This is a genomic window from Pseudomonas sp. TE3552, assembly GCF_056278945.1.
On the sequence record NZ_JBWBQJ010000001.1, the window covers coordinates 4,476,386 to 4,491,487 of the forward strand.

The following is a 15,102-nucleotide window of genomic DNA, read 5'->3' on the forward strand; positions in this document are numbered from 1 at the left end:
GCAGGTCAGTCGGCAAGCCGTCTTGTTCAATCTCTGAAGCCTTGAGGGGGCCGCCGGTATCGGGACCGCCCTCAGGCTTCGCTACATCAGGGCGAGCGATTAGCGTCGCTTGGCCATTTCGTTGATGAAGCGATCAAACAGTGGCGCTACGTCGTTCGGGCCAGGGCTGGCTTCAGGGTGACCCTGGAAGCTGAAAGCGCTCTTGTCGGTACGCTCGATGCCTTGCAGGGTACCGTCGAACAGCGATTTGTGGATCGCCCGAACGTTGCCTGGCAGGGTCGCTTCGTCTACCGCGAAACCGTGGTTCTGGCTGGTGATCATCACCACACCGCTGTCCAGATCCTGGACCGGGTGGTTGGCACCGTGGTGGCCATGGCCCATTTTCAGGGTCTTGGCGCCGGAGGCCAGGGCCAGCAGTTGGTGGCCGAGGCAGATACCGAATACCGGGATCTCGGTTTCCAGCACGTCTTTAATGGCCTGGATCGCGTAGTCGCATGGCTCAGGGTCACCTGGGCCGTTGGACAAGAACACGCCGTCCGGTTTCAGTGCCAGAACATCAGCCGCTGGCGTTTGAGCTGGCACCACGGTCACGCGGCAACCGCGCTCGACCAGCATGCGCAGGATGTTGACCTTGACGCCGTAGTCGTAGGCCACCACGTGGTACGGCAGATCGGAAGCGTCGATGGTCGCGTGGCTGTCGGTTTTCAAATCCCAGACAGTCGAGCGCCATTCGTACTTCTCTTTGGTACTGACGACTTTTGCCAAGTCCATGCCTTTGAGGCCAGGGAAGCCCTGGGCGGCGGCAATGGCAGCTGCTTCGGAAATGTTGTCGCCAGCCATGATGCAGCCGTTCTGCGCGCCTTTCTCACGCAGGATGCGTGTCAGGCGGCGGGTGTCGATACCGGCGATAGCCACAACGTTGTTGGCTTTCAGGTAGTCGGACAGCGACATCGTGTTGCGCCAGTTGCTCGCAACCAGTGGCAGGTCACGGATGACCAGGCCAGCGGACCAGACGCGATCGGACTCGGCGTCTTCCGGCGTGGTGCCGGTGTTGCCGATGTGCGGGTAAGTCAGGGTAACGATCTGTTGGGCGTAGGAAGGATCGGTAAGGATTTCCTGATAGCCGGTCATTGCGGTGTTGAACACCACCTCACCAACGGTTTGACCGTCGGCTCCAATGGCTTCGCCGCGAAAAATGCTGCCATCAGCAAGGGCGAGTATGGCTGGCTTAGTCAAGAAGACCTCCCGTAAATAAAGCCTGAAAGGGCGATCGCAGGTTGTAAAAAAGCGGAGTGACGTATGGACACGTCACCCCGCTTGTTCACTGAATTATTCTGCGCGCTTTTAGTGGACACACTAAAGCTGTAGCTTACAGAAAAAGGCATTTTTGGTCTACCGCCAATGAGCCTTAAAGGCCGAGGAATGCGACAGGACGTCGCTTGGCGGTTTAAAACCGGGCTCAAACCCAACGTTTGAACCCGATTTCGGCTGCATCTTAACGCAGATCGAGCACGTCTTGCATGTCATAGAGGCCTGGCTCACGACCATCCAGCCACAAAGCTGCACGTACCGCTCCCTTAGCGAAGGTCATGCGGCTGGATGCCTTGTGGGTGATTTCCAGTCGCTCACCCTCACAGGCGAACAACACCGTGTGATCACCGACCACATCACCACCACGAACCGTGGCAAAACCGATCGTTTCACGCTCGCGCACACCGGTATGGCCTTCGCGACCATAGACCGCCACCTTCTGCAGATCACGATCCAGCGCACTGGCGATCACTTCGCCCATCCGCAGAGCCGTGCCTGAAGGCGCATCGATCTTGTGCCGATGATGAGCCTCGATGATTTCGATGTCAGCCTCATCACCCAGCACACGAGCCGCCATATCGAGCAGTTTCAGCGACAGGTTTACACCGACACTGAAATTGGCCGCGAACACAATCGCAATATCCTTGCTCGCCTCGGCCAGCAACTGCTTCTGCGCAGCGTCCAGCCCAGTGGTGCCGATCACCATGGACTTGCCCGCCTTACGGCAGAACTCCAGGTTTTTCAGCATCACTTCCGGGAGCGTGAAGTCGATCAGCACATCGAACTCATCGGCCACCGCATCCAGCTTACCGGACAGCGGCACACCGATTCGGCCCAGCGATGCCAGCTCACCGGCATCCACGCCAATCAGCGTGCTACCGGGGCGCACAATGGCTGCCGTCAGACCGGTAAGCGGCGCGCGTTGCTGTACCGCCTCGACCAGGATCTTGCCCATGCGGCCGGCGGCGCCCATCACAGCTATACGTCGCATGCTCACTCCTTACAAATCGCCGAAGAAGCGCTTCACGCCTTCGAACCAACCAGTGGTTTTCGGCGAATGACTGTTGTCGTCCGCCAGGGAGCTGCGGAACTCTTCCAGCAATTCGCGCTGACGACGACCCAGGTTGACCGGGGTTTCGACCGCCACGCGACACATCAGGTCGCCAGCACCGCCGCCGCGAACCGGCGCAACACCTTTGCCGCGAACACGGAACTGCTTACCGGTCTGAGTCCCTTCAGGGATCTTCAACTTGACTCGACCATCGAGGGTCGGGATCTCCAGTTCGCCGCCCAGCGCTGCGTCGACGAATACTGATCGGCACTTCGCAGAACAAGTGCTTGCCGTCACGCTGGAAGATCGCGTGCTCGCGCACATTGATTACCACGTACAGGTCGCCGGTCGGGCCACCCTGCGCCCCCGCCTCGCCTTCACCAGACAGACGAATACGGTCACCGGTATCGACACCGGCCGGCACTTTCACCGACAGGGTCTTGTACTCTTCGACGCGACCTTCGCCGTGGCAGGAATCGCACGGATCGGAAATGATCTTGCCCTGGCCATGGCAGCGCGGGCAGGTCTGCTGCACCGAGAAGAAGCCCTGCTGCATGCGTACTTGACCAATCCCGCCACAGGTCGGGCAAGTGATCGGCGAGGAGCCTTTCTTGGCGCCCGAGCCGTCGCACGGCTTGCAGTTGACCAGTGTCGGAACACGGATATTCACGGTCGTGCCGCGCACCGCTTCTTCCAGGTTCAGCTCCAGGGTGTAACGCAGGTCGCTGCCGCGCTGAGCACCACCACGGGAACCGCCGCGACCGCCACCGAAGAAGTCACTGAAGACATCGCCAAAGATATCGGAGAAGTTCTGACCGCCAAACCCGGCACCGCCGCCACCCATGCTCGGGTCGACACCGGCATGACCGTATTGGTCATAGGCCGCGCGCTTGCTGGAATCGGACAGCACTTCGTAGGCCTCGTTGGCCTCTTTGAACATATCTTCCGACGCTTTGTCATCGGGATTACGGTCCGGGTGGTGCTTCATCGCCAGGCGACGGTAGGCCTTTTTCAGGTCCGCTTCGCTTGAACCACGCTCAACACCCAATACTTCGTAATAGTCACGCTTTGCCATAAGTCTTTGCACTCTTAAGGACGTTCGGCAAACCTCTCCTGAGCCTCGCCAAACTCGTTGAGCCCCAATACAGGCCCGGACCCAACTCACGTCAATTCAACGATCCTGGTCTTTGATTCAATGCGGTACTTTTGACTCGAAAAGCAGGAGCATTTCCGGCCATACCATCAGCACCCGAACGGTTGTCGCATGCTGTAAAAATTCGCTAACTCCAGACACGCCAACGCGGGAGCAAGCTCCCGCGCGGCGACATCCTACCAGTCACCGCCTGAAGGCAGTCAACCGGGCGACCAACAACTTACTTGTGGTCTTTGACTTCTTCGAACTCAGCATCGACAACGTCATCAGCTTTTTCGGCTTTTTCGTCGTGCGGTGCCGCGCCTTCAGCTGGCTGAGCCTGCTCGGCGTACATTTTCTGAGCCACTGGCGCGGAGACCTTGGACAGCTCTTCAACCTTGGCTTCGATAGCTGCCTTGTCATCGCCCTTGATGGCGGTTTCCAGGGCAACTACCGCTGCTTCGATTGCAGTCTTCTCTTCAGCGCTCACTTTGTCGCCAGCATCAGCGACCATTTTGCGCGTCGAGTGAACCAGTGCGTCGCCCTGGTTACGGGCGCTGGCCAGCTCTTCGAACTTGCGGTCTTCTTCAGCGTTCACTTCAGCATCACGAACCATCTGCTGAATTTCTTCCTCGGACAGACCGGAGTTGGCCTTGATCACGATCGACTGAGTCTTGCCGGTAGCCTTGTCTTTCGCGCCTACGTGCAGGATGCCGTTGGCGTCGATGTCGAAGGTCACTTCGATTTGTGGCACGCCACGTGGTGCTGGTGGAATCTCGGCCAGGTCGAACTTGCCCAGGGACTTGTTCTGTGTGGCTTGCTTACGCTCACCTTGCAGCACGTGAATGGTCACAGCGCTCTGGTTGTCGTCGGCAGTCGAGAACACTTGCGACTTCTTGGTAGGAATCGTGGTGTTTTTCTCGATCAGCGCGGTCATCACGCCACCCATGGTTTCGATACCCAGAGTCAGCGGGCTGACGTCGAGCAGCAGAACGTCTTTTACGTCACCGGCCAATACTGCGCCCTGGATAGCAGCACCCATGGCAACAGCTTCGTCAGGGTTGACGTCTTTACGTGCTTCTTTACCGAAGAAATCGGTCACCAGCTTCTGAACCAATGGCATGCGGGTCTGACCGCCAACCAGGATCACGTCGTTGATCGAACCAACGTCGATGCCGGCGTCTTTCATCGCGATGCGGCAAGGTTCGATGGTGCGCTGAACCAGGTCTTCCACCAGCGCTTCAAGCTTGGCGCGGGAGATTTTCACGTTCAAGTGCTTAGGACCGGTAGCGTCTGCAGTGATGTACGGCAGGTTCACGTCGGTCGACTGGCTCGAGGACAGTTCGATCTTGGCTTTCTCGGCAGCTTCTTTCAGGCGCTGCATGGCCAGCGGGTCACCCTTGAGGTTCATGCCGCTTTCTTTCTTGAATTCGTCGACGAGGTAGTCGATCAGACGAATGTCAAAGTCTTCACCGCCCAGGAAAGTGTCGCCGTTGGTGGCCAATACTTCGAACTGGTGCTCGCCATCGACTTCAGCGATCTCGATCACGGAAACGTCGAAAGTACCGCCGCCCAAGTCGTAAACGATCACGGTGTGATCGCCTTTCGCCTTGTCCATACCGTAAGCCAGAGCGGCTGCGGTTGGTTCGTTGATGATACGTTTAACGTCCAGACCCGCGATGCGACCGGCGTCTTTGGTGGCTTGGCGCTGGCTGTCGTTGAAGTAGGCCGGAACGGTGATCACCGCTTCGGTCACAGGCTCGCCGAGGTAGTCTTCGGCGGTCTTCTTCATTTTCTTCAGAATTTCAGCCGAGATTTGTGGCGGAGCCATTTTCTGGCCGTTCACTTCAACCCAGGCGTCGCTGTTGTCAGCCTTGACGATCTTGTAAGGGACCATCTGGATGTCTTTCTGTACGACTTCTTCGTCGAAACGACGACCGATCAGACGCTTCACCGCGTACAGGGTGTTATGCGGATTGGTCACTGCCTGACGCTTGGCCGACTGGCCAACCAGGATTTCGCCATCGTTGGCATAAGCGATGATCGACGGCGTGGTACGCGCGCCTTCAGCGTTTTCAATAACTTTGGCCTTGCCGTTTTCCAGCACGGAGACGCAGGAGTTGGTAGTCCCCAGGTCGATACCGATAATTTTGCCCATGTTCACTCTCCCGAAACTTTGGATTTGGATGCCGCAGCAGTGGTGGCTGACTGCGGTAGCACTTAAACGCTTGACTTCTAAATGGGGGCCTTGCGGCTAATTTCAAGCCTGCTCGTCAATCGAAGGCGAAACCGGCGCAGGGGCCTTGCTGACCACAACCATGGCCGGGCGCAGCAGGCGACCGTGAAGCTGGTAGCCCTTCTGAAATACCTTGAGCACGCTGTTTGGCTCGACGTCGGCGCTTTCCTGCATGGCCATTGCCTGATGGTGCGAAGCATTGAAGGGTTCGCCTTCAGGATCGATCGCTTCCAGGTGATAGCGCTTCAGGGTGTCCTGGAACATTTTCAGGGTCAGCTCGATCCCTTCGCGCATCGGACGAATGTTTTCGTCGTCAGGGTTGGACAGCTCCAGGCCGCGCTCCAGACTGTCGATGATCGGCAGCAGGTCGCCAGCGAACTTTTCCAGGGCGAATTTGTGAGCTTTTTCCACGTCCTGCTCGGCACGACGGCGGACGTTCTGCAGATCGGCGGCTACACGCAAAGCCTGATCCTGCGCACCAGCCAATTGCTCTTCGAGCACTTGTACACGAGCCGCCAGGTCTTCACCCGAAGCCTCGGGGCCCTGGTTGGCGTCTAGATTTTGCGTATCCACTGTCTGTTCGTCAGCCATAGATTTCTCCTTCCAATATCGTCCGCGAGCTCAACTCGCGCTTCTGCCCCGGTATATGGGGCCGCAAAATTCAGCTTCAAGGGGTATTTGATGATTAACCCTACAAAAAACAGATGCATTGTCATTCCTCTACGCGCTAAGGATTTCTTTCAATCAAGCAAATCGACCTAAGAGGGGGCATTGTCAGCCAGAAACAAAACACTGTATAAATAACCAGACCTAAAGCCTGGGAGCGGCCTTTATGCTGGTGCACCTGTCCGTACACAACTACGCCATTGTTGAACATCTCGATCTTGAACTCGATCGCGGGATGAGCGTGATCACAGGGGAAACCGGCGCCGGCAAGTCGATCATGCTCGACGCCCTGGGCCTGACCCTGGGCGATCGCGCCGACAGCGGCGTGGTCCGCCCGGGTGCCGACAAGGCCGATATCCTGGCTACGTTCGACCTCGTCGACATCCCGGAAGCCAGCGCCTGGCTGGCCGAGCGCGACCTCGAGAACGACGGCCCGTGCATTCTGCGGCGAGTGATCACCGCCGAAGGTCGCTCACGCGGCTACATCAATGGCACACCCTGCCCCCTCGGCGACCTGAAGGCCCTGGGCGAGCTGCTGATCGACATCCACAGCCAGCACGAGCACCAATCCCTGCTCAAGACCGATACCCACCGCCGCCTGCTCGACGAGTACGCCGGCGCCACGGACCTGGCCCGCCAGGTGCAACTGGCCGCCCAACGCTGGCGTCAGACCCGTCAGGAACTGGAGCGCCTCTCCAACTCCGGCGACGAACAGCGCGCTCGTCATCAGTTGCTCAGCTATCAACTCGAAGAACTGGAAAATCTCGGCCTCGGCGAAAACGAGTTGGAACAGCTGGAACAAGAGCACAAGAACCTGACCAACGCCGAAACCTTGCTGGGCATTTGTCGGCAAGTGGTCGAACAATGCAGCGAAAGCGATTCCGGCAATGTATTGAATGCATTGACCGCCAGCCTCAACCGCTTGTCGAGCGTGAATAATTCGATCGGTGCCCTTGGCGAAGCCAGCAGCCTGCTGACCAGCGCGCAGATCCAGGTTGAAGAGGCCGTGGGCGAGCTGAACCGTTTTCTCGACAATTTTGATGCTGACCCGGCACGTCTTCAGTACCTGGAAGAGCGCCTCGATGCCATTTATACCCTGGCGCGCAAACACCGCATCCAGCCGACCGAAGTCGCCGAGATGCAGCAGAAACTGCTCGATGAAATCGAAACCCTGAATGCCAATGACGAATCTATCGAACGACTGAGTGATGAGCTGGCCTCCTACGGCCGCCATTATCAGGAGAAGGCTCGGGAATTGAGCGACCTGCGCCATCAAGCCTCGAACAATCTGGCCAGCGCCGTGGAACAGGAAATCCAGCGCCTGGGCATGCCTGGCGGGCGCTTCACCATCGAACTGCGCCCTAACAGCAGCGATGAATTGCTGCCCAATGGGCTCGAACAGGTAGAGCTGTTGGTCAGTGCGAACCCAGGGCAACCTTTGAAAGCTCTGGCCAAAGTGGCATCGGGTGGCGAGCTGTCGCGTATCAGCCTGGCGATTCAGGTAATCACCGCACAGACATCGCGCGTACCGACACTGGTGTTCGACGAAGTGGACGTGGGTATCGGTGGCCCGACGGCCGAGATTGTCGGCCAATTGCTGCGACGCCTCGGGGAACGCGGACAGGTGTTGACCGTGACTCACTTGCCGCAAGTGGCAGCGCAAGGGCATCAACATCTATTCGTGCACAAGGTCCGCGGTGAGGAGGCTACGCATACGGCCGTCTCCAAACTGAGCAAGAATGATCGTGTCGAAGAAGTGGCGCGGATGCTGGGCGGCATCGACCTCACCAAGGAGTCCTTGGCCCACGCGAAGAAAATGGTCGTCACCGCGAAAATTTAAGAACGGCAGAAAGCACGAAGGCGACCCTGGGGTCGCCTTCGTTCGTTTCGCGAACCCGAAGTTCGCGCGACATGCTTACTTTTTCTTGCGCACGTACAGTACAAGATTGTGATCAACCATCTCGAAGCCATACTTGTCGACGATTGCTTTCTGCAGCCGCTCGATTTCTTCGTCGAAGAATTCGATCACTTCACTGGTCTCGACGTTGACCATATGGTCGTGATGCTTGCCGTCGTCCAGCTCGAAGACCGCATGGCCTCCATCGAAGTTGTGTCGCACCACAAGGCCAGCTGCCTCGAACTGGGTCAGAACACGGTAAACCGTGGCCAGACCGACGTCCTCACCAGCCTCCATCAGCGCCTTGTAGACATCCTCGGCACTCATGTGGCGTTGCTCGGCGGAATCGAGCATTTGCAGAATTTTGACCCGTGGAAGGGTCACTTTGAGGCCGGCTTTGCGTAGTTCGCTATTTTCAACCATGGTCAGCTTTCTCGCGATGCTGCTTCGCAGCTTCTCTTAATGCGGGTATGATCGGCGTTTACGTTGTCCCAGCCAAGATAGTGGAAGTCGCCCACCGATGCAAAACACCAAGCTCTTGCTAACCAGTTTCACCTTTGTGGGACTGCTCGCACTCGCCGGTTGTTCATTCCCCGGGGTTTACAAAATCGACATCCAGCAGGGCAATGTCGTCACGCAGGACATGATAGACCAGTTACGCCCGGGAATGACCCGCCGGCAAGTACGGTTTATCATGGGCAACCCTCTGCTGACCGACACGTTCCATGCCGATCGCTGGGATTATCTGTATAGCTTGCAACCCGGTGGCGGTGAACGCCAACAGGAACGCATTAGCGTTATCTTCAACCCAAATGACCAACTTGTCAGCCTCTCTGGCGATTTCATGCCAGGCGTGAGCCGCGACGAGGCCATTCTCGGCAAGGACAGCGGTACCACCGTGACCGCGCCGGCAGAAAACGCCGAGAAGCCGAAACCAGAAAAGCCGGTCAAGCCAGGTTCGTTGCTGGATCAGATCCAGAAGGACGTGGACAACGTAGAAACCGTCCCGGTCCCGACACCAGAACCGCTGGAAACCTCGCCGCAATAATTTGCGACGCAATAAAAAACCCGGAATATCCGGGTTTTTTATTGCCTGGCGTTTAACCGAATCACTGATTCCGGGCTTTGGCCTCGGCCGCTTTGGCTGCACGCAACCGACGAACTTCCTTCGGATCCGCCAGCAACGGCCGGTAAATCTCAATGCGATCCCCTGCGTGAAGAGGATGAATGGCCGGCTCAGCGATGACTTTGCCGAAGATGCCAACCGGACAACTGACCAGATCCAACTCAGGAAACTCGCTGCTCAGCCCGGATTTGAGCAATGCATCCCGCACCGTTGCGCCCGCCGGCACCGTTACGGTCAGCAGCACCTGACGATCAACAGCGGCATACACCACTTCGACCTTGACCATGGCGTCAACCATGCATCTGTTTCGCACGCTGGCAAAACGCGTCCATCAGCGTATTTGCCGCCTGATTGAACAAAGGCCCCAATGTCGCGCGTACCAGCGGCCCCGAGTAGTCGAACGACAAGTCCAGACTGATCTTGCAGGCCTTCTCACCCAACGGCTTGAACACCCAGACGCCATGCAACTGGCTGAACGGACCTTCCTCGAGGTTCATCTCGATCGAACGCCCGGGCACCAGGGTATTACGCGTCACGAAATGCTGGCTAAGGCCACCCTTGGCCACGCCGACACTGGCACGCATGAGCTCAGGCGAGCTCTCCAGGACTTCGGCCGACGAGCACCACGGCAGGAATTCCGGATAGCGCGCCACGTCGTTGACCAGGTCATAAAGCGCTTGTGCCGGATACGGCAGCAGGGCCGAACGTTGAATGTGTGTCGTCATGTCAGCGTTACTTCCACAGCTGGGCGGCAAACACTACGAGAATGCCGATGGGCGCCACATAGCGCATCAAGAACAGGGACAGGGCGAACAGCACCGGACGGCGGATCAACAATTCGTCGCGCACCGCTTCACGCCCCATCACCCAGCCCGCAAACACCACGAAACACAAACCACCGAGTGGCAACATGATCCGCGAGGTGAAGAAGTCGATCACACCAAAGAAGTCCAGGCCACCGGCTGCTCCCCATTGGTAGAGATGGAACATTGCGCCTTCGTTCACGAAAAACTTGGCTTGCTTCCAGATATTGAAAGAAAACACAGTGCCCAAGCCGACGAACCAGCAGATGAATGCCAGCCAGAAGGTGACCCAGGCGCGGCTGATCTTCGTGCGCTCAACCAGGTAAGCCACCATCGGCTCGAGCAGGGAAATCGCCGAACTCCAGGCCGCAATCGCTACCAGCACGAAGAACACTACGCCCATCAACTGGCCGAACGCTACGTTACCGAAGGCAAATGGCAGGCTGACGAACATCAGGCCAGGGCCTTCACTCGGGTTCAAGCCGGCAGCGAACACAATCGGAAACAATGCCAGACCGGCCACCAGGGAAACGAAAGTGTCGAGCAGTGCCACACCGACAACGGTGCCGGAAATCGATGAGCTCTTCGGCATATAAGCACCGTAGATCATGATCGAACCGACGCCCACGCTCAGGGAGAAAAACGCGTGCCCCATGGCCGGCAGCAAGCCGTCGAGTACTTTTTCAGGGTGGAAGTCAAACATGAAATGCACGCCCTCCATGAAATGGCCGGTGGTCATGCTGTAGCCCAGCAGGACAATCACCATCACGAACAGCAGCGGCATCATGATCCGAAGGCTGCGCTCCAGCCCGGCGACTACACCTTTGGCGATCACCACGGCGGAGAGGAGCATGAAAATCGTGTGCCAAAGTGTCAGACGCCAAGGGTCGGCGATCACATTGCCGAAGTAGGCACCGACCTGATCAGGCGTCGCCCCCTGGAAATCGCCACGCCCCATGTCGATGATGTAATCCAGCGACCAACCGCCGACCACACTATAGAAAGACAGGATCAACAACGCCGTGATCATCCCGGCAAATGCGCCCCAGGACCACTTCGCCGAATGCCCCGCGTCCAGCGCCAGGACCTTCAAGGCGTTAGCCGGGCTCTGCCGCGCGCGCCGGCCAATCAGGGTTTCGGCCAGCATGACGGGCACACCGATCAGCGCGATGCAGGCCAGGAACATCAGCACGAACGCTCCGCCACCATAGACGCCGACCATGTAAGGGAATTTCCAGATACTACCCAAACCCACGGCCGAACCGGTCGCGGCGAGTATGAAGACCCAGCGGCTAGCCCAACTGCCGTGGACAGAAACCTTGTCTGTCGACATCGTTATCACGCCCAAGCGTTCAAAAAAGAGGCCGCATTGTCCGGGATTCAATCAACCTGCTCAAGCACGTAGCGACACCGTAGCCGACAGCCGTGTAACTCCATATAATGCCGCCCCTATGGCTAAACAGAAGAAACACCCAACAGGGACCATCGCGCAAAACAAAAAGGCGCGACACGATTACTTCATCGAACATCGGTTCGAGGCTGGTCTGGTCCTGGCCGGCTGGGAAGTAAAAAGTCTGCGGGCAAGCAAGCTACAACTGGTTGACAGTTACGTACTGCTCAAGGATGGCGAAGCCTGGCTGCTCGGCAGCCACATCACTCCGCTGACCACCGCCAGCACCCACGTCATTGCCGATCCGGTCCGCACCCGAAAATTGCTGCTCAACCGGCGCGAGCTGGAAAAGCTGGCCGCAGCCGTGCAGCAAAAAGGTTACGCCTGCGTGTGCCTGTCCTGGTACTGGAGCAAGCACATGGTCAAGTGCGAGATCGCTCTGGGCAAGGGCAAGAAGGAATACGACAAGCGCGATACCGAACGCGAACGCGACGCCGGTCGCGAGTTGCAGCGTGCGGTGCGCAACAAGGGCAAGGAAGAGTAATTTTTCCTGCCTTATCGCGGCTTTTGTGGCGAGGGAGCTTGCTCCCGCTCGGCTGCGAAGCAGTCGTAAACGATCTGCTTAACAGTGCTGGCCTGGGGGCCGCTTCGCGCCCCAGCGGGAGCAAGCTCCCTCGCCACAGAGAAGCTGATTACATCCCCTTGCGCCGCTCCGCCCGAGCCACACGCTGCACTTCCTGACGCACCTCTTCCAGCACTTCCTGCACATACAAAATGTGCCGACTGGAAACTTCCCGCGCCTGCTCCGCATGCCCCTCGATAATCGCCAGGTACAACTCCCGGTGCTGCGCGATCAGCATGTCACGGGTTTCGGCGCGCTGTTTGTACATGCCGCCGATGTTGGTCACCACGTTGCGCTTGAGCAGGTCGAACAGCCCGCGAATGGTGTGCAGCAACACAGCGTTATGGCTGGCTTCGGCGATTGCCAAGTGAAACTTTGCGTCCGCCGCGCCCTCTTCCGCCCGACTCACTTCGTCATGGCGCGAATAGCAGTCCTGTAACTCGTCGAACGCCGCCGTCAGCCGCTCGCGATCCACCTCGGTTGCGCGCAATGCAGCGTAGTAAGCACAAGAGGCTTCCAGCGTATGACGAAACTCCAGCAAGTCGCGCTGGGCCTCGGGGTTGCTTTCCAGCAGATGCAATAGCGGATCGCTGAACGTCGAGCCCAGGGATTCCACCACATAGTTGCCGCCGCCCTGACGACTGACCAGCAGCCCTTTGGCCGTCAGTTTCTGAATCGCTTCGCGCAACGAAGGACGTGACACGCCGAACTGCTCGGCCAACGCACGCTCTGCCGGCAAGCGCTCACCCGCCTTCAAGGTGCCCTCGAGGATCATCCCCTCGAGCTGCTCGACAATATCGTCAGACAAACGGCGCTGCCGAATCTGATCAAACCCCATCACTCAATTCTCCACGATCCCGGCGGCTCGCCGGGCTCTCTATTCTGGCCTATTGACGGTGCGCCAGCACCTACCAGACGACGCTTGATCGAACAGATCAGATGCGTTCTGCACCGCTCATTCGACAAAAGTTCTAGGGCGGCAAATTGACACACCGCATACAAGGCTTTTACCCTAGCCAACAGCGATTGTAAATTGGTATTACCAATTAACCAAGAACGCTGACCAGTGCCTGACCAACAACAATTAGGGGCCACCCCATATGCAAACCTGGCAACAGCTCTACAGCCCGCTCGGCAGTCTCGGCGTGTCCGCACTCGCGGCCGTCATCCCCATCGTATTTTTCTTCCTCGCCTTGGCCGTGTTCCGCCTCAAAGGACATGTGGCCGGCAGCATTACCCTGGCCTTGGCCATTGTCGTGGCAATCTTTGCCTTCCATATGCCGGTCGATATGGCTTTCGCCGCTGCCGGGTATGGCTTCGCCTACGGCTTGTGGCCGATTGCGTGGATCATCGTGGCGGCGGTGTTCCTCTACAAACTGACGGTCAAGAGTGGCCAGTTCGAAGTGATCCGCAGCTCGGTGCTGTCGATCACCGACGACCAGCGCCTGCAAGTGCTGTTGATCGGTTTCTGCTTCGGCGCGTTCCTGGAAGGTGCAGCCGGTTTCGGTGCGCCGGTAGCGATTACCGCCGCGCTGCTGGTGGGACTGGGCTTCAACCCGCTGTACGCCGCCGGCCTGTGCCTGATCGCCAATACCGCGCCAGTGGCCTTCGGTGCCCTGGGGATTCCGATCATCGTTGCCGGGCAAGTCACTGGCATCGACGCGTTCAAGATCGGCGCCATGACCGGCCGCCAACTGCCATTGCTGTCGTTGTTCGTACCGTTCTGGCTGGTGTTCATGATGGACGGCCTGCGCGGCGTTCGGGAAACCTGGCCGGCCGCACTGGTGGCCGGCTTGAGCTTCGCCATCACCCAGTACTTCACCTCGAACTTCATCGGCCCGGAACTGCCAGACATCACCTCGGCATTGGTCAGCCTGATTTCTCTGACGCTGTTCCTGAAAGTCTGGCAGCCAAAACGCGCCGCCGGCCAACACATCGTCGGCGCCGTCTCGGCTTCCGTGGTGGCCAGCACCGGTGGTTTCGGCCAACCGCGCACCACCGTGGCTTCGCCTTACAGCCTGGGGGAAATTTTCAAAGCCTGGTCGCCGTTCCTGATCCTCACCGTATTGGTCACCATCTGGACGCTGAAACCGTTCAAGGCCATGTTCGCTGCGGGCGGCTCGATGTATAGCTGGGTGTTCAACTTCGCGATTCCGCACCTGGATCAAATGGTGATCAAGGTCGCCCCGATCGTGACGGCCCCGACGGCGATTCCAGCAGTGTTCAAGCTTGATCCGATTTCCGCGACCGGCACGGCGATTTTCTTCTCCGCGCTGATCTCGATGCTGGTGCTGAAGGTCAATATAAAAATTGGTCTGACCACTTTGAAAGAAACGTTCTACGAACTGCGCTGGCCAATTTTGTCCATCGGCATGGTGCTGGCCTTTGCCTTCGTCACCAACTACTCAGGCATGTCGTCGACCATGGCCCTGGTACTGGCAGGCACCGGCGCGGCATTCCCGTTCTTCTCGCCATTCCTCGGCTGGCTCGGCGTGTTTCTGACCGGCTCCGATACCTCATCCAACGCATTGTTCAGCTCGCTGCAAGCGACTACCGCGCACCAGATCGGCGTCAACGACACCTTGCTGGTAGCCGCGAACACCAGCGGCGGGGTGACCGGCAAGATGATCTCGCCGCAATCGATCGCCGTGGCCTGCGCCGCGACCGGGCTGGTGGGCAAAGAATCGGATCTGTTCCGCTTCACCCTCAAGCACAGCCTATTCTTTGCAACGATCGTCGGCCTGATCACATTGGCTCAGGCTTACTGGTTCCCCGGCATGCTGGTGCACTAAGAACTACACACGACACGGAAAAAACCGACGCCGGGTTACGCCCCCGGCGTCAGCTATTCACAACCGGGTCTGCAAG

General features: G+C 58.3%; 13 protein-coding genes and 1 pseudogene. 4 read left to right on the forward strand and 10 right to left on the reverse strand.

Annotated features, from left to right (window positions below; translation table 11 throughout):
• Nucleotides 1-99: 99 nt before the first annotated feature.
• The 5 genes and pseudogenes from carA to grpE form a co-directional block, all read right to left on the reverse strand.
• The gene (gene carA, locus ACZ9BB_RS20270) at nucleotides 100-1,236 is read right to left on the reverse strand and encodes a glutamine-hydrolyzing carbamoyl-phosphate synthase small subunit (protein ID WP_476215674.1); all 1,137 of its coding nucleotides are present in this window, start codon (nucleotides 1,234-1,236) and stop codon (nucleotides 100-102) included.
• A 259-nt stretch (nucleotides 1,237-1,495) separates the two neighbouring features.
• On the reverse strand, nucleotides 1,496-2,302 hold the full coding sequence (dapB, locus tag ACZ9BB_RS20275) for a 4-hydroxy-tetrahydrodipicolinate reductase (RefSeq protein WP_008067200.1): 807 nt from the start codon (nucleotides 2,300-2,302) through the stop codon (nucleotides 1,496-1,498).
• A gap of 9 nt (nucleotides 2,303-2,311) precedes the next feature.
• Nucleotides 2,312-3,437 (reverse strand): annotated as a pseudogene (dnaJ, locus tag ACZ9BB_RS20280) (molecular chaperone DnaJ).
• A 298-nt stretch (nucleotides 3,438-3,735) separates the two neighbouring features.
• Nucleotides 3,736-5,652, reverse strand: coding sequence for a molecular chaperone DnaK (gene dnaK, locus ACZ9BB_RS20285; protein WP_476215676.1), 1,917 nt, complete (start codon nucleotides 5,650-5,652; stop codon nucleotides 3,736-3,738).
• 102 nt (nucleotides 5,653-5,754) lie between these two features.
• Complete coding sequence (grpE, locus tag ACZ9BB_RS20290) at nucleotides 5,755-6,321, reverse strand: nucleotide exchange factor GrpE (protein WP_007900531.1); 567 nt, start codon at nucleotides 6,319-6,321, stop codon at nucleotides 5,755-5,757.
• A 241-nt stretch (nucleotides 6,322-6,562) separates the two neighbouring features.
• On the opposite strand from grpE, the gene recN reads away from it, so the two are divergent.
• The gene (recN, locus tag ACZ9BB_RS20295) at nucleotides 6,563-8,236 is read left to right on the forward strand and encodes a DNA repair protein RecN (RefSeq protein WP_476215678.1); all 1,674 of its coding nucleotides are present in this window, start codon (nucleotides 6,563-6,565) and stop codon (nucleotides 8,234-8,236) included.
• A gap of 75 nt (nucleotides 8,237-8,311) precedes the next feature.
• Here the strand turns inward: recN and fur are convergent, their stop codons facing one another.
• Entirely contained in the window at nucleotides 8,312-8,716 is a 405-nt protein-coding gene (fur, locus tag ACZ9BB_RS20300; protein ID WP_003197684.1) for a ferric iron uptake transcriptional regulator, read from the reverse strand.
• 97 nt (nucleotides 8,717-8,813) lie between these two features.
• On the opposite strand from fur, the gene ACZ9BB_RS20305 reads away from it, so the two are divergent.
• Nucleotides 8,814-9,341, forward strand: coding sequence for an outer membrane protein assembly factor BamE (locus ACZ9BB_RS20305; protein WP_008005485.1), 528 nt, complete (start codon nucleotides 8,814-8,816; stop codon nucleotides 9,339-9,341).
• A gap of 61 nt (nucleotides 9,342-9,402) precedes the next feature.
• Here ACZ9BB_RS20305 and ACZ9BB_RS20310 read toward each other — a convergent pair whose 3' ends face one another.
• The 3 genes from ACZ9BB_RS20310 to ACZ9BB_RS20320 are packed head-to-tail and all read right to left on the reverse strand — an operon-like array spanning nucleotide 9,403 to nucleotide 11,555.
• Nucleotides 9,403-9,717: an RnfH family protein gene (locus tag ACZ9BB_RS20310; protein WP_476215681.1), complete on the reverse strand. Its 315-nt coding sequence runs from the start codon at nucleotides 9,715-9,717 to the stop codon at nucleotides 9,403-9,405.
• Entirely contained in the window at nucleotides 9,710-10,144 is a 435-nt protein-coding gene (locus ACZ9BB_RS20315; RefSeq protein WP_095055594.1) for a type II toxin-antitoxin system RatA family toxin, read from the reverse strand. The genes ACZ9BB_RS20310 and ACZ9BB_RS20315 overlap by 8 nt, the downstream gene beginning before the upstream one ends.
• Nucleotides 10,145-10,151: 7 nt before the next feature.
• Entirely contained in the window at nucleotides 10,152-11,555 is a 1,404-nt protein-coding gene (locus ACZ9BB_RS20320) for a sodium-dependent transporter (protein ID WP_476215683.1), read from the reverse strand.
• Nucleotides 11,556-11,673: 118 nt separating this feature from the next.
• Here ACZ9BB_RS20320 and smpB point away from each other — a divergent pair, with 118 nt between their 5' ends.
• Entirely contained in the window at nucleotides 11,674-12,156 is a 483-nt protein-coding gene (smpB, locus tag ACZ9BB_RS20325; RefSeq protein ID WP_007993569.1) for an SsrA-binding protein SmpB, read from the forward strand.
• A gap of 148 nt (nucleotides 12,157-12,304) precedes the next feature.
• On the opposite strand, the gene ACZ9BB_RS20330 is transcribed toward smpB, so the two are convergent.
• Nucleotides 12,305-13,072 (reverse strand): GntR family transcriptional regulator, encoded by a 768-nt coding sequence (locus tag ACZ9BB_RS20330; RefSeq protein WP_476218363.1) that lies wholly within the window; start codon nucleotides 13,070-13,072, stop codon nucleotides 12,305-12,307.
• A gap of 262 nt (nucleotides 13,073-13,334) precedes the next feature.
• Between ACZ9BB_RS20330 and ACZ9BB_RS20335 the strand changes: the two genes are divergently transcribed.
• The gene (locus tag ACZ9BB_RS20335; RefSeq protein WP_476215686.1) at nucleotides 13,335-15,026 is read left to right on the forward strand and encodes a lactate permease LctP family transporter; all 1,692 of its coding nucleotides are present in this window, start codon (nucleotides 13,335-13,337) and stop codon (nucleotides 15,024-15,026) included.
• Nucleotides 15,027-15,102 lie beyond the last annotated feature (76 nt).